This is a genomic window from Paraburkholderia nodosa, from assembly GCF_001718195.1.
In the GTDB taxonomy this organism is placed as follows: Bacteria; Pseudomonadota; Gammaproteobacteria; order Burkholderiales; family Burkholderiaceae; genus Paraburkholderia; species Paraburkholderia nodosa_A.
This window is the reverse complement of sequence record NZ_MCNV01000017.1, coordinates 128,261-147,472: the sequence shown is the minus strand read 5'-3', so window position 1 is coordinate 147,472 and position 19,212 is coordinate 128,261. Positions and strand designations below refer to the sequence as shown.

Here is a 19,212-nt window from a genome sequence, read left to right as displayed (position 1 = left end):
TTGTCGCGCACCGGGTGCGCGGCTGGCTTGCTCGATCCGCCAACTGGGTTTCCGGTGAGGAAATGCGCAGCGACGCCGCGCCACAGGCCTTCGCTGCCTTTCCATTTGCTCAAGCCAGATTGAGCAAGCATCGATTATCAAAGGGTGCGGGCCGGTTCATCATGTCTCCCATCGTCAATCGCAGACAGTCCGAAATAACCCCTTTCATGGGACCAGAGTCAGGAGCTTTGCATGGGATCAGAGTAAGGAGCTTTGCATGGGATCAGAGTAAGCGCTAAAGCGCTAACTCTGATCGACAGCTAAAGCGCTAACTCTGATCGACAGCTTTGCCCTGACTCTGGTCGACAGGAGACACAGCCATGCCACGACCACTCGAAGGCATCCGCGTTCTGGAGCTCGGACAGCTCATCGCGGGTCCGTTTGCTGGCCGCATGCTCGCCGAGTTCGGCGCGAGCGTCATCAAGGTGGAGCCGCCCGGCGTGGGCGATCCTTTGCGCAAGTGGCGCCTGCTGCACGACGGGACGTCGGTCTGGTGGGCCGCCCAGTCGCGCAACAAGGAATCCATCACGCTCGATCTGCGCACGCCCGAAGGGCAGGACGTGATTCGCCGTCTCGTAGCGGAAACCGACGTCCTGATCGAAAACTTCCGCCCCGGCACGCTCGAAGGCTGGGGCCTCGGCTGGGACGAACTCAGCGCGATCAATCCCGGCCTCATCATGCTGCGCGTGTCGGGCTACGGGCAGACCGGCCCGTATCGCGACCGGCCCGGTTTCGGCGTGGTCGCCGAAGCGATGGGCGGCCTGCGTCACCTGAGCGGCGAGCCTGAGCGCACACCGGTGCGTGTCGGCATCTCGATCGGCGATTCGCTCTCTGCGCTACATGGCGTCATCGGCGTCCTGCTGGCGCTGCGGCATCGCGAGCAGCAGGGCGGACGGGGCCAGGTCGTCGACGTCGCGCTCTACGAGTCGGTCTTCAACATGATGGAAAGCCTGCTGCCCGAGTATTCGGTGTTCGGCGCCGTGCGCCAGCCGGCAGGCAGCAGCCTGCCCGGCATCGCGCCGAGCAACGCCTACCGCTGCAGCGACGGCAAGTACGCGCTGATTGCAGGCAACGGCGACAGCATCTATCGCCGCCTGATGGAACTCATCGGCCGCCCGGACCTGGGCAACGATCCGGCGCTCGCGCAGAACGACGGACGCGTCGCGCAGGTCGAGCGCATCGACGCCGCCATCGGCGAATGGACCGCGCGGCACACGCTCGACCAGGTGCTCGCGGCGCTCAACGAGGCGCGTATTCCAGCGGGCCGCATCTACGACATCGCAGACATCGCGGCCGATCCGCATTACCACGCCCGCGAGATGATCGTGGACGATACCTTGCCCGACGGCACGGCGGTGCAAGTGCCGGGCGTGGTGCCCAAACTGTGCGGCACACCCGGCACGATCGAGCGTAGCGCGCCGACGCTCGGCGAGCATACCGAAACGGTGCTGGAATCGATAGGCGTAGACGCCGCAACGCGCGAAACATGGCGCGCGCGCGGTGTGATCTGAACGGAGAGCGGCAAGATGACGACCGGAAATAAGGACAACTTCAAGGGCAAGGTGCTGTATCTGAACGAAGTCGCGACGCGCGACGGTTTCCAGAACGAAGCCGCCTTCATCGACACTGACGACAAGATCGCGCTGATCGACCGCCTGAGCGCCTGCGGCTACGCGAAGATCGAAGTGACCTCGTTCACGTCGCCCAAGGCGATTCCCGCACTGCGCGACGCCGAGGCGGTGATGCACGGCATCGAGCGCGTGCCGGGCGTCGTCTATACGGTGCTCGTGCCGAACGTGCGCGGCGCGGAGCGCGCGCTGTCGTGCAACGTCAATGAAGTGAATCTCGTGATGTCGGTGAGCGAGACTCACAATCGCACCAACCTGCGCATGACGCGCGAGCAGTCGTTCGCGCAGTTGCGCGACGTGATCGACGCCGTGCGCGGCACGGGCGTCGCGATCAATGTTTCGCTCTCCACAGCAATGGGCTGCCCGATGGAAGGCGACGTGCCCGTGCAGGACGTGCTCGGCTGGATGCAGCGTTTTGCCGAACTGGGCGTGCAGGGCGTGACGCTTTGCGATACCACCGGCATGGCGCATCCCGCACAGGTACGGACGTTGTGCGAAAGCGCTGCGCGGGCGTTCGGCACACTCGAACTGACGCTGCACTTCCACAACACGCGCGGCATGGCGCTCGCCAACACGCTTGCGGCGCTCGAGGCGGGCATCGTGCGCTTCGACGCTTCGCTTGGCGGTCTTGGCGGCTGTCCGTACGCGCCGGGTGCGAGCGGCAATGTGTGCACCGAAGAACTCGTGCACATGCTCGAACTCGACGGCTACGACACCGGCGTCGATCTCGCCGCCGTGCTCGACGCCGCCGCGCTGTTGCCCGGCCTGATCGGTCATGACGTGCCCAGCCAGATTCTGAAGGCCGGCCGCCGCCTCGACCTGCATCCGGTGCCTGAGCAGGCGCAAGGCATGCCCCCACAACGCGCGTACTCATGACAAGGAGCGAAGCATGGCGTTGATCGACCACCTCGACCACCTGGTGCTGACCTGCGTGGACCCTGAGGCAACGAAGCACTTCTATACGGAAGTCTTGCAGATGCAACTGGAGACCTTCGGTGCGGGGCGGCTCGCGTTTCGCTTCGGCAACCAGAAGATCAATCTGCATGTGCGTGGCGCGGAATTCGAGCCCAAGGCGCATGTGCCGGTGCCGGGCGCGCTCGATCTGTGCTTCATCGCCGCGGTGCCGCTCGATGTGGTGATCGCGCATCTCGCCGGGAAGAACTGGCCGATCGTCGAAGGTCCGGTCGAGCGCACGGGCGCGACGCAGAAGATTCGCTCCGTTTATGTGCGTGACCCCGATCTGAACCTCATCGAAATTTCCGAGCCGATCCAGGCCGGTTGATCCCTCTCGCCAGTTTTTGCCGTCGAGCCGGGGGGCGCCGGTTGGGCGGCGAGCACGCCGGCCCGCATGGCCGGCACGCGGACGTGCATCGCAGCACGTTCGCCTCTCCGTTCCCACATCTGCACTTCCTCCCGAGCCCGCGATGCAGGACAATCGTCTCTCGCGCCGGCTTTGCCCCATTCGTCATGGTCAATCCACTTCACTTCGATCTGCAGTCGCTGCGGGTCTTTCTGCTCGTCGCGGAACATGGCAGCCTCACCAAGGCCGCCGAGCACGGGCAGCTCACGCTTTCGGCCGTCAGCAAGCGCATTGCCGAACTCGAAAGCGTGACCGACTGCGCCTTGTTCATCCGTCGCGCGCGCGGCGTGGATCTCACGCCCGCGGGGCATGCGCTGCTGGAGCACGCCACGCGCGTGGTCGATCAGGTCAATCGCATGGCCACCGAAATGAGCGATTACGCCGCCGGCGTGCGCGGGCACGTGCGCATGTGGGCGAATACGTCGGCGATCGTGCAGTTTCTGCCCGTCGATCTCGCCTGCTTCCTGAATGAGCATCCAGGCATCAAGGTCAGTCTCGAAGAGCGGCTGAGCCACGAAATCGTCGAAGCGCTCGGCGCAGGCAAGGCCGACCTCGGCGTGTTCGCCGACAACGTGCCCGCACCCGGCATCGAGCGGCGCCTCTATCGCCGCGACGAACTCGTGTTGCTCGTGCCGCGCAGTCATCACTTTGCGCAACTCGAGGTGATCCGCTTCGCCGATACGCTCGACGAAGACTACGTGGGCCTGAGCGATGGCAGCTCGCTGCTCGCGCGCATGACGGACGCGGCATTCGCCGTCGAGCGATCGCTGAAGCTGCGCATCCAGGCCTCGAACTTCGACGGCGTGTTTCGCATGATCGAAGCAGGACTGGGCATCGGCGTGCTGCCGCGCGACGCGGTGAGCGACGAGCGCGGCAAAGCCGGCGTCGTCAAGGTGAAGCTGGCGGACACGTGGGCGACGCGCACGCTCTGGATCGGCATGAAGGCGGATAGCGCGCCAAGCTCGGACATCGTGAGCCTGTTCGACTACATGTCGGCGCGCGCAGAGCAATGAAAAGCGGGGCGGCCCCGCAAGACGCGGCAGCCGCCCCGGTGACGCTGGGACGCTTGAGGTATCGGACGCTCAGACGGGATTGATCTCATCCTGGCTGCGCCGCGTGGTGAGGGGCCCGAACGCACGCAAGGTCACGGCAACGATGGCGAGCGCGGCGGAGATCACCCCGAACATCGCAATCGGGCCGTGCTGCGTGAGCACCGGCAACAGGATGAAGGGCAGGGCGCTGCTCATGATGCGCGAGAGCGAATAGGTGCTGCCGATCGCTGTCGAGCGCACGCTGGCGGGGAAAATCTCGGCCTGGTACACGTGGTAAGCGTTGCTGAACACATTCGATGCGCATGTTGTCAGTACGCCGAAGCAAACGATCAGCGCGGCCTGCCCCGAGTACGCGAAACCAAGGCCAAAAATGCCGATGGAGATCAGCGAGGCGATCACGAGCGTGCGGCGCTCGATCCAGTTGAGCAGCGGCACGGAGAGCAGCGAGCCGATCGGGTAGCCGAGGAACGAGAGGGCCACGAACAGCGTGCTGCCCGTCACGTCGATGCCGCGGCTCTTCACGACGACGCCTGCAAGCGTACCGAAGCCGTAGTAGCCGAAGGCCTGGAACAGGTGAAACACGACGAGCATGACATAGCGCTTGTCATAGGGCGCGCGCCGCAGCAGGGCAATGCGTTCGGCGAGGCTCAGCGGATGCTGGCGCGTTTTCGGCTCGGCAAAGCGCTTCGGCATCGGCGCGCCGGCGCTTTGCGCGAAGCGGCCCAGCATCGCATAGGCCTCGTCGGCGCGGCCTTGCGCCAGCAGCCAGCGTGGGCTTTCCGGCAGGCGATGCTGCACGGCCAGCACGAACAGGGCGCCAAGGCTGCCGATGGCGAGGATGATGCGCCATCCCGCAATGCCGGCAGGATGGATCGGATTGAGCCAAACCGCGAGGAAACCGACCAGCGGCACCGCGACGTACGAGGTGGTATAGGCCCACGCGGCCATCCGGCCGCGTTTCTCCTTCGGCAGGATCTCCGAAAGGAAGCTATCGGCCACGGGATAGATCGCGCCGACGCCCACGCCGGTCAGAAAGCGGCAGACCACGAGCATGGTGGCGTCCACGGAGAACGCTGCGAGCAGCGAGAACGCGCTGTACCACACGAGCGTGAACAGGAAGGCGCGCCGGCGGCCGATGCGGTCGGCGAGACTGCCGAGGAAGAGCGAGCCGAAGAACATGCCGACGAAGGCCGAGGCCAGCAAGAGCTTGAACGCGAGGCTGTGCGCATCGAGTCCGTATTCGTTCTGCAGCGCGGCGCCGATCGAACTGACGAGGAAGATCTCGTACATGTCGAAGAAGAGGCCAATGCCGATCACCCACACCACGAAGCGGTGCAGCGCGCCCACGGGCATGTCGTCCATGAAGCTGCTGAGCGTGACGCCCTGGTGGCCTGGCAATGGGGCTTCCGCGGCGAGCGGGCGGTGTGGCGCTTCGCCCGGCGCGCTGCCGCCCAGGTCGAGGGGATGGCTGTTCATGCTGTCTCCGGTATTTTCGATGCCGCGTCACGAGCCGCGGTCGGGGCGCAAATCCGTACGAACGGTACGGAGAAGGCGTGATGGCAAGTGTGGGAGATTTTCGCGAGCGCGAAAATTGAGGAAGGGTGAAGCGTGCTTTCCCGCGGGGAAAGGCTGGGGCGGGGCGGCGCGTTATAGCCGCGCCGTTGCGCCCGAAATGCGTCTGGCTTTGCTTGCTTATGCGATCGCGAGGCAGATGCCGGTTCAGATCTGCAGCCGCTCGAGAACTTCAAGGAAGAGCAGCACGGCAATGAGGATGCCGATCCACCTTACCGTCAGTCTGAGGTTGAGGAGCGTCGGTCCCAGCGAGCTCACGGCTTCCGCGACGACCTTCGCCGCCCCCGCCGGGTCGCTGCTCGCCGCCGAGCCACGCAATGAAGCCGTCGCAAAGTCGATGCGCAGATGGGTGACATAGCCAGTCGCTATGTTCGGCCATTCGACCGTGTCGTCCCCTTCATCGGGCCGCAGAAAGAGCCGGGGCTGGCGTGACGGCTCGGCCGCGGGATCTTCGGACGTATAGAGGTGCCGCATGGCCAGACCCAGCTCTACCGCGCCAAGCTGGCCGTCCGAGATCGCCTTCGCCAGCACCTGCAGGCAGGCAGGGGGAATGTGGCACGCGAGCCACCACCGATCGGGCTCTCCGGTCTCGTCATCGGCGGCATTGAAGCCCAGCCGGGCGGTGCCGAGCGCCACATCGGACATCGAGTTGCCCAGTTCGTCTTCCAGTGCGCGCAGGCCAAGCCGGTCGGCCGTGCTGACGTCGCGGGCTTCGAAGCTTACCTGAAGCACGCGCGTCGCCAGCTGCGGAAAGCCAATGATCGCAAGCTCCTGGCCGTCGAGATGCGCCGCGCCGTGGAGCGACGTGGACAGAACCGGCTGCCGGTCCTGATCCAGCGGCTCGACGAGTTGCTGCGCCACCTGAAGCTGTTCCAGCTTCAACCACATCGACGTGGTGGGGTAGTACGTCCGCTTCGCGCTTGCCAGCTCGACGAGTTCAAGAGCGTGATCGTTGCGTTCGACGAGATTCACCGCCGCTCTCTTTTCCAGAAAATCCATGTTCCCCCCCACGCCGCCAGGTCCCTCGCCGGCATGAGACCGGGAGGTGAGTGCCGTCCGTCTGACCGCGTGATCGAGAATCGTCCGCGGTATTCCGGTTTGCGCGTGATGTGAATAGGGGGGATTGTACCCATCGGAAAGTTCGCCGCTATATGCCACAGGGCACATAAGAACGACATTTCAATCCTCAGATTGATTCGAAGAATCACGTCGATTCGAAATGAAAATGAAAGCCATGACGGTACACGAGCGTTCCCCTTGCAGACCGGAATCGAGGCATGACGCGCCGCTTGTGTTGGCCAGGACACACTCCATCGCCCGTCAGGACCACGGCCGCGCAACGCGATGGGTTTGCCCTACTGCAAGTGTAGGGAGGTAACCCATCGCAGGCTCCGCTGCCGATATCCAGAATCCACATACGGGTCAGTGTGACGAATGCATCAGCCCGCAACTGCAGTCGAGCGTGACGTTCAGCGCCTGACGCGCTGCTTGACCCCAAGGACGGAGGTCATATGTTCAGCATCCGCATGTGTCGCAATAGCGTGGCAGCCCTGCTATGCATGATGTTTGCGATCCCCTCATTTTCCCAATCGTTCATGGTTCAATGCCCGCCGACCACGCCGTCTCATCCGTCGGCGCTGCCCGCGGGCGCCGGCGAACCGCCGTACACGGGACCGTCCTTCACGGGCCAAACCTCGGCATCGACCGGTGTCGTCAACGGCGCCATCAAGTGCCAGCAGATCTCGGGTGGCGACGGCTATGCGACGATGGCCAACGGCGTGCAGACCTATCTGTTCGCGTTCGGGCCGTTGTCCGGTCTTGCCGACATCAAGGCCGGATTGCCCGGCACGCAGTTCGCCTCGGTGTTCAACACCGTCGGCGATCCGAGAACGGATCCGACCTACAACGGCGCGGTCGGTCTCACGCCCGATCCGGAATCGACGCCGCCCGGCCAGCTCACGGGCCATGTCGACCCGCGGCCGATCATGGACATCGGCGTGATGAACGGCAACGAGCCCGCGCCGATGATGGCGATCGACGAGGATGACGAGTTCTTCCTCACGCTCACGAACGTCGGCATGATCATGCGCCCCGACCTGTTCGAGAAGCACACGGTGCACTTTCACGGCTATCCGAATGCCTCCTCGTTCTACGACGGCGTGCCGGACGCCTCGGTCGCGATCAACATCGGCGCGAGCTTCACGTACTACTACCTCGCGCCGGATGCGGGCACCTACTTCTGGCACTGCCACATCACACCCCCGGAGCACCTGCAGATGGGCATGGTCGGCCAGATCTTCGTGCGTCCGCGTCAGAACCGCGTGCCCGCGGGCAAGTCGCTGTATCAGTCGCTGGTTTTGCAGCAGCAGGATCTGCGCACGCGGTGCGGCACCGACATTCTCTGCACGACGCCGCTGCCGCCACAGAACGGCGTGCTGCACGTGAACAATTTGAGCGGGACGCCCACGCTCTACGCATACAACGACGGCGATGGCTCGACCGCCTATGACGTCGAGTATCCGGTGCAGATCCATGGCTTCGATCCGAACTTCCACTTCGTCGGCATGACGTTCAATCCGGAGCCCTTCACCGACATGAAAGACAAGTTCTTCATGCTGAATGGCCGCAGCTATCCGGACACCGTCAATCCGAATGCGCTTTCGACGCCCGCGTCGGACGGCGTGCCGCGCTTCTCGCAACCGCTGCCGTCGCTGATCAATATCCCTGTCGGCGGCAAGGTGCTGCTGCGCATCTCGGACCTCGACGTCACCGAATATCAGACGCTCGCCTCGCTCGGCATTCCGATGCACGTGGTCGCGCTCAATGCGCGGCTGCTGCGCGACATGGCCGGCAACGACATGACCTACTACACGAACTCGATCACGCTCGGCGGCGGGGAGTCGCTCGACCTGATCCTCGACGCCACCGACACGACAAAGTATCAGTCAGGGCAGGTCTTCTACCTGTACACGCCGAATCTGGACCATCTGGCGAACGACCAGGAAAACTTCGGAGGACTGATGACCGAGGTGCACATCTGCAGGTCGGTGGATCCGAAGACGAAGGTCTGCACGCTATGAGACGCATCATGCACGCGATAAAGACGGTTCATGGCTGCCCTGCCATGGACCCGGCCAGGAAGTCCTGCACTTAGGAGAAGAGCCGTGGGACACATCACTTACCGCATAGCGATCGCGACCCTCGCGCGCCTCGGACGGCTTGCACGGTTCGGCGTGGCGGCGCTCGCGGCGCTCTTCTGCATGCAGGTGCATGCGGCCGCGCCTGGCATCACGGGCACGCATTTCGACCTGCGCGCCGAGGCGAGCCGCATCACCCAGCCGGACGGCAATAGCGTCTATTCATGGGGCTACGGCTGCAATACGGCGCCGGCCGGATTTTCGCCGCCCAATATCGCCGGTGCGAATTGTCCGACCATGCAGATTCCCGGCCCGACGCTGATCGTCAACCAGGGCGACATCGTCACGGTGACGCTCACCAACAATCTGCCGGCGGCGGCGGGCAACACGTCGATTCTCTTTCCCGGGTTTGACGTATGCATGGGGACGATCGACCCGACGACGAGGCTCTGCTCCGGCACGCCGACGGGCGTGCAGGGCCTGCTCACGCGAGAGGCGTCCCACACCGTCACGGTCACCTACAGCTTCATCGCCGCTACGCCGGGCACGCACGCGTACTACAGCGGCACGCAGGGCGATCTGCAGATCGAAATGGGCATGTATGGCGCGGTCATCGTGTTGCCGACGTCGTCGCCCGGTACGCTCGCCGTGCCGACCGGCTGCAACCCGATCCAGGGGACGCGCAAGCTGCTGGACGGCCAGCCCGACTTCCGCAATGCCGCGGCGGCCTACAACCACAGCGCAGCGTGCTACGACCGCGAGTATCTGTTTCAGTTTTCCGAAATGGATCCGCGCATTCATGCACAGGCGGAGCAACAGGCCAGCAACGCTTGCACGAGTCCGACCGGCTGCATGACGGTCGAGACGGAGCCGTATCATCCAGCGTACTTCATGGTCAACGGACGCTCGATGCCGGACGACATGGACCCGAACTACGCGGCGCAATATCCGAATCAGCCATACAACGGCAACCCGCACATGCACCCCGGCGAAATGGTGCTGCTGCGGATCATCGGCACGGGGCGCTGGCAGCATCCGTTCCATGAGCACGGCAATCACGTGCGCGTGCTCGCGCGCGACGGCAACATGCTGCTCGCCAGGTCCGACGCGACCAAGGTCGCCGGCCCGCTGCTGTTCACGACCACGACGACACCGGGCCTTGCGATGGACGGGATCTTCTACTGGACGGGCAAGGGGCTCAACTGGGACGTCTATGGGCACTATCCCGGCGACGGCAGCGTCTGTATCCCGGATGCAAACGGCTACTACACGCAGGATCCGACGGCACCGAACTATTACGAGTGGTGCGCGGACCACAACAAGGCGCTCGAAACCCATCCGTTCGGCAAGGTGGGAAGCGGCGGCCCGGTGACGCTGCCCGACTCGCACGTGCTGACCAACGGCTTCTGGTACGGCGGCAGCCCCTATCTCGGCCCCGATGCGACCATGCGCGCGACTTCGCCCACGGGCACGACGCCGCCAAGCGGCACGTCGGTGAATCCACCGCAAACGGAAGCCGGCTTTGCATTCATGTGGCACTCGCACAATGAACGTGAGATCACCACGAACAACATCTTCCCTGGCGGAATGATGATGATGATGCTCGTTGATCCGCAAGCATTCCTGATCGACGAATCGAACTAGAGGCGGGGAGAACGGCGATGAGATCCACCACACTCAAGGCAAATCTGTTAGGTATGCTTAAGGCGTCGATTGCCGCTTCCGTTTTGCTGGGCGCGAGCGGGATGGCATTCGCCCAGGCATCCGTCAATCTCACTGCGAAGGCCACCACGGCCGTGATGCCCGACGGGCAGGCCGTGCCGATGTGGGGTTACGGCTGCACGGCGGCCGCTGCGCCTGCCACGTGTACGGCGGCGAACCCCGGGGCAGGGGCGAACTGGTCGCCCGTCGTCATCACGGTGCCGCCTGGGCCACTCACGATCAATCTCAACAACAGCCTGCCCGGCTCCGTGCCGACCTCGCTCGTGATCGTCGGGCAACTGGGCGGCGGTCTGGGCACGACGGCGACGAGCATGCCGAGCCCGACGCACCCCACCCAGACCGCGACCACGTGGCCGACCGCCGCCGCCGCGCCCGGCGGGGCGACGTTCACGCCGCCGACGCAAGCGGCCCGCGTGCAGTCGTTCGCGACCGAAGTCGCGCACGGCAGCACCACTGCACTCACGTGGAGCAACCTGAACCCCGGCACCTATCTGATCGAGTCGGGCACGCACCCATCGATCCAGGGGCCGATGGGGCTCTATGGCGTGCTGGTGGTGAGAACGGCGGCCAACGGCACGACGCCTGCACAGGCGTATCCGGGCATCAGCTACGACACCGACGTGCCGCTCGTGCTGAGCGAAATCGATCCGGTGCAGAACACCGCGGTCGCCTCCGCGGTTGCGACCCCGGGCTTCAGCGAAACCCTGTCCTGGTCCGGGCAGCCGGGCGGCTGCGGCGATTCGAAGTCGACCTCGTTCGGCACCTGCTATCCGCCCACGGTGAACTACGATCCGCGCTACTACCTGATCAACGGCGTCTCGTTCGACCGCACCAATCCGGGCGCTTCGACGTTCGCCGCGACGAGCGCAGCGACCACCGGGCCGGTGATGCTTCGCTTCGTCAACGCGGGTCTGCGCATGCACGTGCCGGCCGTGGTCGGCGCGCAAACCGGCACGACCCCGGTCTCCGGCTTCGCGTTGATCGCCGAAGACGGCAACGTGCTGCCCGGCAATCCGCGGATCCAGTCGGAAGTGTTCATGGCGGCCGGCAAGACCTATGACGCGCTGGTCAACATGCCGGCCGCAGCCGCTTCCGCGCTGCCGGTGTTCGATCGCGAACTGAGTCTGTCGACGAACAACGCGCGTGACGGCGGCATGCAGGGTTACATCAGCGTGAACAACTCCACCGCGGCGTCCGCGGCCGCCGTGGCGAACGCTTCGGTCACCGGTTCCACCTATTTCTTCGTACCCGGCAAGACGCTGACCGTGTCCGACCCGGCTAGAGGCGTGGCGGCGAAGGACGCCAACGTCTACGGCGTGCAGGTGAAGACGCCACCGACTGGCGGCTCGCTCACGCTGAACCCGGACGGCACGTTCGTCTACACCCCGAGTCAAGGCACGACGGCCGACAGCTTCGTGTACCAGGCGAACGGCAACCCGAACGCCGCGGCGACGGTGACGCTCACTGCGTGCACGACGGGCAACGGGTGTCAGTCCGGACCGCCCACGGCCGGTAATGCCGCTTATACAAGCAACGTCGCCTCGCGGCTGCAGATCTCCGAGCCCGGTGTGCTCACGTACGCCAGCGATCCGAATGGCCTGCAGCTCACCGCGACGCTGGTCGGCACCCCTTCGGGCGGCTCTGTCACGCTGAATCCGGACGGCTCCTTCACGGCGAGCCCGGCAACGGCGCCAATGGGCAGCGCGGCGTCCGCGAGCGTGACGTTCCAGTACAAGGCGGTGAATGCGCAGAATACGGCGAGCAACACGGCGAGCGTGACGGTGACGTTCAAGGGCGGCAGCGGACTCGTCGTCAACGTACTCGATGCGCCCAGCACGCAGCCGGGCAAGACGCCGGTGAAGATCAGCGACTACCGCTGGATCATCGAGGAAGACCGCACGTTCCAGATCGATCCGGCGTGCCAGGTGAATTCGCCCACGCGTCCGGCGACGTGTCCGCCGCTGCCTGTGCCGAGTCTCGGTGCAAACTTCCATACGAGTTACATGCCGGTGGTGGCGGCAGGCTGTGTCGGCGTCGCCGCGTGCGAAGCGGGGCAGACGGTCTACGACCCGGTCAGCCAGACCCACCTGCCGGCGGTGTGCGACGTCGGCAACGGCGTGTGCCGGACCACGGCGGCGCAGCAGGTGCCGGTGGATCCGTCGCAGGTGGCGCTCGATCCGAAGAAGCGCTATTACATTTCGATCCTGCCGGGCAACGCGTACAACTCGTTCACGAACGGCGGCGGCGTTCCGCAGCCGGTCGACCCGACCAACCCCTCGGGCGCGCAGCGGCAGTTCGACATTTCCAAAGACTGTCCGGGCGTCGCGAACTTCGCGCCGGGCACGGGCAAATGCGGCAACGGCATGGGCGGCGCACCGATCGCGGCCGGGCAGACTTCGGTCAATGTGTTGCTGGAGGAATCGCCATTCCCGACTGCGAAGGTTTCCGTGTTCGTGTTCGAGGACGACGCACCGCTGAACGGCGAAGTGGACGTGAGCGGCGGCACCGACACCTTCGGCTCGGCGCGCGAACCGGGACTCGGCGGCTTCGAGATCAAGCTGTGGGACGACGCGGGCGGCAGCGGCCAGCCGACCGGCCAGATGACCTACGACATGTTCAACATGCCGCTGTCCAACTCGCTGCAAGGCACGATCGATCCGGTCAGCGGGCTCAACGCGTGCCCGATTTCGACATCGACCGATGGCCTCGTCGGCATGATCCCGACCTGCCCGAAATACGAGTCGGATGGCAAGACGCTGTCGCCGCTCGTTGGTCAGGCCATCATTGCGAACCTGATGCCGGGCCGGTACGGCATCATCGCGACGCCCGCTGCTGACCGCATCGCGCGAGGCGAGGAATGGCTGCAGACGAACACGCTGGACGGCGAGAAGGCCCACGACTCGTTCATCAAGATCGGCGGCCCTGCGTACTTCCAGGAATTCGGTCCGGCGGGCTTCCACGTGTCGATCGGCTTTGCGAATCCGAAGATCATCAACGCGCGGCTGCCTTTGCTGTGCGCCACCTCGAGCTGCAACAACGGGCTCAAGGGCCGGGTGACGAACCTGCACTACAGCCGTCCGCCCGACGAGCACCTCTATGGCAGCCAGTCGCGCAAGCCGTTGAGCTTCACGCAATGCTACGTGAGCGTGGGCGATCCGGACGGTGAAGACTACGCGTTCACCAAGTGCAACGCGGACGGCACGTTCAGCTTCACGGGCCTGCCTGCCGGCATAACCCGAATCACGGTGTTCGACCAGTGGAACGACCAGATCGTCGACGGGCTCGCATCGGCCGTGACGCTCGGCGGCGGTACGGTGACGGACGCGGGAGATATCGCGGTGCTTCAGTGGCAGACGAATCTCTATACGCGGACCTTCCTCGACACGAACGGCAACGGCGTGGGGGACCCGAGCAAGCCAGGTCTCGCGCTATTGTCGACCAACATTCGCTTCCGCGACGGCAGCTATTCGGATTTCAACGTCACGGACGGGAGCGGCTATGCGTCGTTCAACGAAGAGTTCCCGTTGTTCAACTGGTACGTCGTCGATACCGACCTGACGCGCTTCAAGCAGAGCGGCGTGCACGTCGTCTATGACGCGGGCGGTCCGCCGGACGGCACGCCGGGCGGCGGCAAGTCGACGATCGCCGCGAACTTCGCGAACACGCTGGAATCGGTCCATCTGCCCACGAACCTGCGGGTGCCGGGCGCGGTGTACTGCAACGACGCGGACTGCAACGACCGCTCGGGCTCGAATCCCTCGACCGGCCGGGTCGATCCGCCGTGGGTGACCACGATGGGCTGGCAGGGCTTCTCGGGCCAGAGCTCGTTCGTCGAGTTCGGCAAGACGCCCTACGCGGCGAATGAGAACGGCGGCATCCACGGCGAAGTCGTCTATGCCTCCACGCGCCCGTTCGACGATCCCACGTTGCTGATTCACACGAAGTGGACGCCCAACGTGCCGAACGTCACGGTGAACCTGTATCAGGAAGGCGTTGCGGCGGACGGCTCCACGAGCCTGAAGCTCGTCGACACGACGAAGACCGCGAGTTGGGACGACTGGGCCCAGGGGTTCCGTTCGGACGGCGTGCCGAACATGAACTGTCCGGGCCAGAGCACCAGCGATCCGTACTTCTACACGCTGCGGAACACGCCGAACTGGCTCGACCCGCAGCAGCGAGCGCTGCCGAACAACTCGCAGTTCAAGTGCTATGACGGCATGCACGTGTTCAACCAGGTGCAGCCGGCGCCGTTCGACGGCATGTACCAGTTCCCGAGCGTGACGGGCCGCGATCCGCATAGCGGCCTGCCGACCGGCACCAACTGCACGATCTGCAGCGCCAATCCCACGAAGGACGGCACGCAGATGCTGCCGCCCGGCAAGTATGTGGTCGAGATCATCGTGCCGCCGGGCTACGAACTGGTGAAGGAGGAGGACAAGAACATCCTGATCGGCGACAACTACATCGCACCGGTTACGCAGCAGTTCGGCGGCATCGGCGACATCTTCATCCTGCCCGACCAGGCGGCGATGAACTCCACTTACAACCGGAACAACCCGCAGAATCCGACCTCGAATCTCGGCTCCACCCCGCATGCCGAAGGCGACACCGGCTCCGTCGAACGCTTCTGGCCGTGTGTCGGCGAACTGCGGATCGTGCCGGACTACATCAGTCTGTTCCCGGGTTCGCAGGAAGTCTCGCCGTTCGCGGGGGCTTCGCGGAATCTGTGCGACCGCAAGGAGGTGGAGCTCACCGACCAAAGCGCGGTGCTGGCGAAGTTCTGGATCTTCAGCTCGACGCACGTCGCCGCACACTACACCGGCTTCATGCTGGACGATTTCTCGTCGGAGTTCGATCCGTATTCGCCGCAGTTCGGCGAGAAGTTCGCAGTGCCAAACGTGCCGGTGTCGTTCAAGGACTTCGCGGGCAATGAAATCTCGCGCACCTATTCCGACCAGTGGGGCATCTTCAACGGGCTGACCTACTCGACCTGGCAAGTCAACCCGCCGAACCCGACGGGCTACGCGCCGACGATGATGGTCGCCTGCATGAACGATCCGTACAAGCCCGACCCGGCGCATTCCGGCCAGACCATCAAGGACCCGCTCTATAACCCGGCATATAGCCAGTTCTGCTACGAGATTCCGTTCATGCCCGGACAGACCCAGTACATGGATACGCCGGTGGTGCCCGTCCAGGCCTTCGCGGACGGGTATAACCAGGTGGACTGCGCCTATCCGGACGGCACGCCGGGCATTGCCTCCGTGACGGGCGACGCGATTGCCGGCAATACGTCCGCGGGCAGCAACGGCGGCGCGGGCCCGTGGGTCAGTGGACCCTTGAAGACACTGACGATCACGTCGGTCGGCAGGCAGCAGGTGCCGAACCATGCGTACACAGGTCCAGCTGCCACCGCCGCGCCGTTCAACCAGAAGTTCATCACGCGCAACTACGGTTTCGGCCAGCAACGGGGCGTCGTGACGATCGCGGGCATCCCGGCGCCGGTGACGTCGTGGAGCGACGCGAAGATCACCGTGGTCGTGCCGCCTCTGCTCGGTCCCGATGCGGCCTGCACGATGCAGCAGCGCGGCGTGACGACGCCGACCCAGTGCGGCCAGCTCGTCGTCACCGCAGCCAGCGGCAAGCGCTCGATCGATGCGGTCACCGTGACGATCGGCGGCAAGGCGCCCACCTACGTGGGGGGCGAGAACACGGCGGGCAATGCAATCCAGACCGCAATCGACCATGCCACCGCCGGCGACATGATCGTCGTCGGTCCCGGGACTTACAAGGAGATGCTGCTCATGTGGAAGCCGGTGCGGCTGCAAGGCGTGGGGGCAACGTCCGTGACGGTCGACGCCAATCCGCATCCGTCGGGCAAGCTCGACCCGTGGCGCAGGCAGATAGGGTGCCTGTTCGGCGATGCGCTGAACGGCGGCCTGATCTCCGCGAGCAATCCGTACGATCCGACCGGCGCGTACAGTTGCCTCGCCTCGATGCAGCGCAAGATCGACGGGATTCCGTTCGAGCCGACTTCCGGCTGGGATTTCAACCTCAACGGCAACCTCGCGGAGACGCTGATCGAGCCGACGCTGATGGGCGCGTACGAAGGCGCGGCCATTACCGTGCTCGGCAAGGGCGTGAAGGACGTGCTGGTGGGCGGGGTGCTGACCCAGGACCAGAACTGCGTCGCGAACGGCATCTGCACGCCGCTCACCAACAGCGCCGCGGACTGCAATACCTATCAGAGCAACTTCCTGTGCAACCCGTCGCGCATCGACGGCATGTCGTTCACGAACAGCTCGCAAGGCGGCGGCGGTATCTACCTGCATGGCTGGAACCACTACACGGAGGTATCGAACAACCGCGTCTTCTCCAACGCGGGAACGCTCACGGGCGGCATCATCGTCGGCCAGGTCGAGGTGCCCGACGGTAACATCGCGGCGAATAACGCGACCCAGTTGCCGTTCCAGTACAACGTCCACGTGAACGTGCACAACAACCAGGTCACGTCGAACGCTTCGTACGGCGACGAAATCAACTCGACCACGCCGTCTTCGGCAGGAGGAGTGACGTTCTGTTCGGGCGCCGACTACTACAAGTTCAACTACAACTGGGTATGCGGCAACATCAGCAGCGGTGACGGCGGCGGCGTCGCGCACTTCGGCTTCAGCTACAACGGCGACCTGTCGCACAACTGGATCCTGTTCAATCAGAGCAACAACCCGACGCTGCCGACGTACGGCGGCGGGCTGATCGTTCAGGGTGTGCCGCCCGACGGCACCTTCTGCGAGAACTCGGCCACCGACGTCGACTGCGCGCCGCAGCTCTCGGACGGCGCGGGCCCGGACATCACGATCGACGGCAACCTGATCGTCGGCAACACGGCGGAAAGCGGCAAGGGCGGCGGCCTGCGGCTGCAGAACGTCAACGGCACCGACGTGCAACGTAGTCCGAACGACAGCTCCAGGTGGTATCGCGTGAAGGTGACGAACAACATCATCGCGAACAACGTGGCGGGCTGGGCGGGCGGCGGCGTATCGCTGCAGGATGCCGTGGCGGTGAGCTTCATCAACAACACGGTCGTCTCGAACGACTCGACGGCGACGGCCGGTGTGCTGTTCAACACCTCCGCTGCGACCCAGGCCAATGTCGGGCCGCCGAACTGCACGACCTCGGGTTCGGAAACGACGTGCCAGCCGACCACGACGTCGCAGTACGAGCCGGCCGGCCTCGAGACCGCGCGCCACACGCAGAACCTGGTGGCGGCATTCACGAGGCCGAACGTGAAATGCCCGGCGGGCCACCCGGACTGCACGACGTTCTCGAACCCGGTGCTCACGAACGACCTGTTCTGGCAGAACCGCACGTTCTACATCACGGTGGGAGGACTGGATCCGGGCATTGCGGGGCTGCAGAACGTGGTCACGCTCAATCCGTCGCTGAATCAGGCCGGGCACGCCACGGGCTACTGCGATCCGAAGGCGGTCTACTGGGACATCGGCGCGTTCGGCGACACCGGAGCCGCCAACCATGGGTCCGGTCTGACGATGAACCCGCAGTACTCGATCCTGACCGACGCCGGCGATTATCCGAACGCGAACAACAGCGGATCGAATCCGGACGTCGTGCATCAGTACTGCAACGGTGCGCGCGTGCCGCCGGAGGCGGGTGGCATCGGCATCACGGTGCCCCCGGGCATTGCGGACACGGTGCTGCCGAATCCGTTGTTCAGCCTGCTGCCTTCGGCGACGCCGGACGAGGGCAACAACTGGATCAACATGTCGTACGGTCCGCTGTCGCTGTTCAACGAGGCGCGCACGGGCGCGCAACGCAACACGCTGCTTGGCAACTACACGATCCCGGGGACCTCGCCGGCGGTCAACCATGCCACGGCAGCGGGTGCGCCGAATCGTGACATCTTCGGCACGCCGCGGCCGCAGCTGGGTGGCTACGACATCGGCGCAGTCGAGTTCGTGAGGCCCGGCGTGTTCGCCTCGCAGCCGTATCCGCTCGCGCTTGGCGTCAACGATCCGGTGACGCTGCTCGGATTGTTGCAGGGGATCCTGCCAAACGCCGCGAACAGCGGAGGGCTGCCCGGCATCGGAGGCGCACAGGGCAATCAGGGCCAGCCTGCGCTGCCGGTAGGCACGCCGCCCGCAGTCACGACGCCGGCGGGTCTGAAGACACTGGGAGCGTTGCCATGAGCCAGCGTCTGCGCCGGACGCCGCGGGTCGTGCTGCTGGCCGGCAGTATCTGTCTCGTCGCCGCCTCGCTTCAGCCGGCGGTCGGCGAGGCCGGTGCGAGCGCGGCGGCGAAGCAGTCGCCGTACTCGCCGGCGAGCCTGCCGCAGCGCGCGCGGGGCTATTACGAACTGATGCAGGGCATCGACCACCTGAGCGTGCGCCGCACGGCGTCGGGCAACCTGATCCGCTTCAGCTATCGTGTGACGGACCCGGTGGCCGCGCGGCCGCTCGGCGAAAAGACCGCGACAGCCGTGATGTTCGGACGCACGAGCCATGCATTGCTCGAAATCCCGGTGATGGACAAGGTTGGGGCGCTGCGCCAGAGCGGTCCGCTGGAAACCGGTCAGGAGTACTGGATGGTGTTCTCGAACAAGGGCGGTCTGATCAAGGCCGGGGAGCGCGTCGACGTATTCGTGGGGTCGTTCCACATCGACGGGCTGATAGTCGAATGAATGC

At 65.0% G+C, this 19,212-nt stretch carries 10 protein-coding genes; 8 read left to right on the top strand and 2 right to left on the bottom strand.

What is annotated here, in order from left to right:
* Window positions 1-359: 359 nt before the first annotated feature.
* The 4 genes from BFD71_RS25875 to BFD71_RS25860 all read left to right on the top strand — a co-directional run bounded on the left by BFD71_RS25875 (window position 360) and on the right by BFD71_RS25860 (window position 4,040).
* Window positions 360-1,550, top strand: coding sequence for a CaiB/BaiF CoA transferase family protein (locus BFD71_RS25875; RefSeq protein WP_069267162.1), 1,191 nt, complete (start codon window positions 360-362; stop codon window positions 1,548-1,550).
* 15 nt (window positions 1,551-1,565) lie between these two features.
* Window positions 1,566-2,543 carry a hydroxymethylglutaryl-CoA lyase gene (locus BFD71_RS25870; protein WP_069267161.1) on the top strand — a complete coding sequence of 326 codons (978 nt, stop codon included), beginning with the start codon at window positions 1,566-1,568 and terminating at the stop codon, window positions 2,541-2,543.
* A gap of 13 nt (window positions 2,544-2,556) precedes the next feature.
* Window positions 2,557-2,949 (top strand): VOC family protein, encoded by a 393-nt coding sequence (locus tag BFD71_RS25865; protein WP_069267160.1) that lies wholly within the window; start codon window positions 2,557-2,559, stop codon window positions 2,947-2,949.
* A 185-nt stretch (window positions 2,950-3,134) separates the two neighbouring features.
* Window positions 3,135-4,040 (top strand): LysR family transcriptional regulator, encoded by a 906-nt coding sequence (locus tag BFD71_RS25860; protein ID WP_069267159.1) that lies wholly within the window; start codon window positions 3,135-3,137, stop codon window positions 4,038-4,040.
* Between the two features lie 69 nt (window positions 4,041-4,109).
* On the opposite strand, the gene BFD71_RS25855 is transcribed toward BFD71_RS25860, so the two are convergent.
* The gene (locus BFD71_RS25855; RefSeq protein WP_069267158.1) at window positions 4,110-5,555 is read right to left on the bottom strand and encodes an MFS transporter; all 1,446 of its coding nucleotides are present in this window, start codon (window positions 5,553-5,555) and stop codon (window positions 4,110-4,112) included.
* 243 nt (window positions 5,556-5,798) lie between these two features.
* The gene (locus BFD71_RS25850; protein ID WP_069267157.1) at window positions 5,799-6,650 is read right to left on the bottom strand and encodes a hypothetical protein; all 852 of its coding nucleotides are present in this window, start codon (window positions 6,648-6,650) and stop codon (window positions 5,799-5,801) included.
* Between the two features lie 512 nt (window positions 6,651-7,162).
* Between BFD71_RS25850 and BFD71_RS25845 the strand changes: the two genes are divergently transcribed.
* From BFD71_RS25845 to BFD71_RS25830, 4 genes are all read left to right on the top strand, one after another.
* A complete protein-coding gene (locus BFD71_RS25845) occupies window positions 7,163-8,731 on the top strand; it encodes a multicopper oxidase domain-containing protein (protein ID WP_069267156.1) in 1,569 nt (522 codons plus the stop codon).
* An 84-nt stretch (window positions 8,732-8,815) separates the two neighbouring features.
* Complete coding sequence (locus BFD71_RS25840) at window positions 8,816-10,432, top strand: multicopper oxidase domain-containing protein (protein WP_083245474.1); 1,617 nt, start codon at window positions 8,816-8,818, stop codon at window positions 10,430-10,432.
* A 17-nt stretch (window positions 10,433-10,449) separates the two neighbouring features.
* Window positions 10,450-18,717 (top strand): choice-of-anchor Q domain-containing protein, encoded by an 8,268-nt coding sequence (locus BFD71_RS25835; protein ID WP_176732960.1) that lies wholly within the window; start codon window positions 10,450-10,452, stop codon window positions 18,715-18,717.
* Window positions 18,714-19,208, top strand: a complete 495-nt coding sequence (locus tag BFD71_RS25830) for a hypothetical protein (RefSeq protein ID WP_069267155.1) — start codon at window positions 18,714-18,716, stop codon at window positions 19,206-19,208. The genes BFD71_RS25835 and BFD71_RS25830 overlap by 4 nt, the downstream gene beginning before the upstream one ends.
* The last annotated feature ends 4 nt before the right edge of the window (window positions 19,209-19,212 follow it).

Excerpts from the sequence above, each read along its gene's own strand:
- BFD71_RS25860 (WP_069267159.1), top strand. The coding sequence starts at position 3,135 with ATGGTCAATCCACTTCACTTCGATCTGCAGTCGCTGCGGGTCTTTCTG.
- BFD71_RS25875 (WP_069267162.1), top strand. The coding sequence starts at position 360 with ATGCCACGACCACTCGAAGGCATCCGCGTTCTGGAGCTCGGACAGCTC.
- BFD71_RS25855 (WP_069267158.1), bottom strand. The coding sequence starts at position 5,555 with ATGAACAGCCATCCCCTCGACCTGGGCGGCAGCGCGCCGGGCGAAGCG.
- BFD71_RS25850 (WP_069267157.1), bottom strand. The coding sequence starts at position 6,650 with ATGGATTTTCTGGAAAAGAGAGCGGCGGTGAATCTCGTCGAACGCAAC.
- BFD71_RS25830 (WP_069267155.1), top strand. The coding sequence starts at position 18,714 with ATGAGCCAGCGTCTGCGCCGGACGCCGCGGGTCGTGCTGCTGGCCGGC.
- BFD71_RS25865 (WP_069267160.1), top strand. The coding sequence starts at position 2,557 with ATGGCGTTGATCGACCACCTCGACCACCTGGTGCTGACCTGCGTGGAC.
- BFD71_RS25845 (WP_069267156.1), top strand. The coding sequence starts at position 7,163 with ATGTTCAGCATCCGCATGTGTCGCAATAGCGTGGCAGCCCTGCTATGC.
- BFD71_RS25835 (WP_176732960.1), top strand. The coding sequence starts at position 10,450 with ATGAGATCCACCACACTCAAGGCAAATCTGTTAGGTATGCTTAAGGCG.
- BFD71_RS25870 (WP_069267161.1), top strand. The coding sequence starts at position 1,566 with ATGACGACCGGAAATAAGGACAACTTCAAGGGCAAGGTGCTGTATCTG.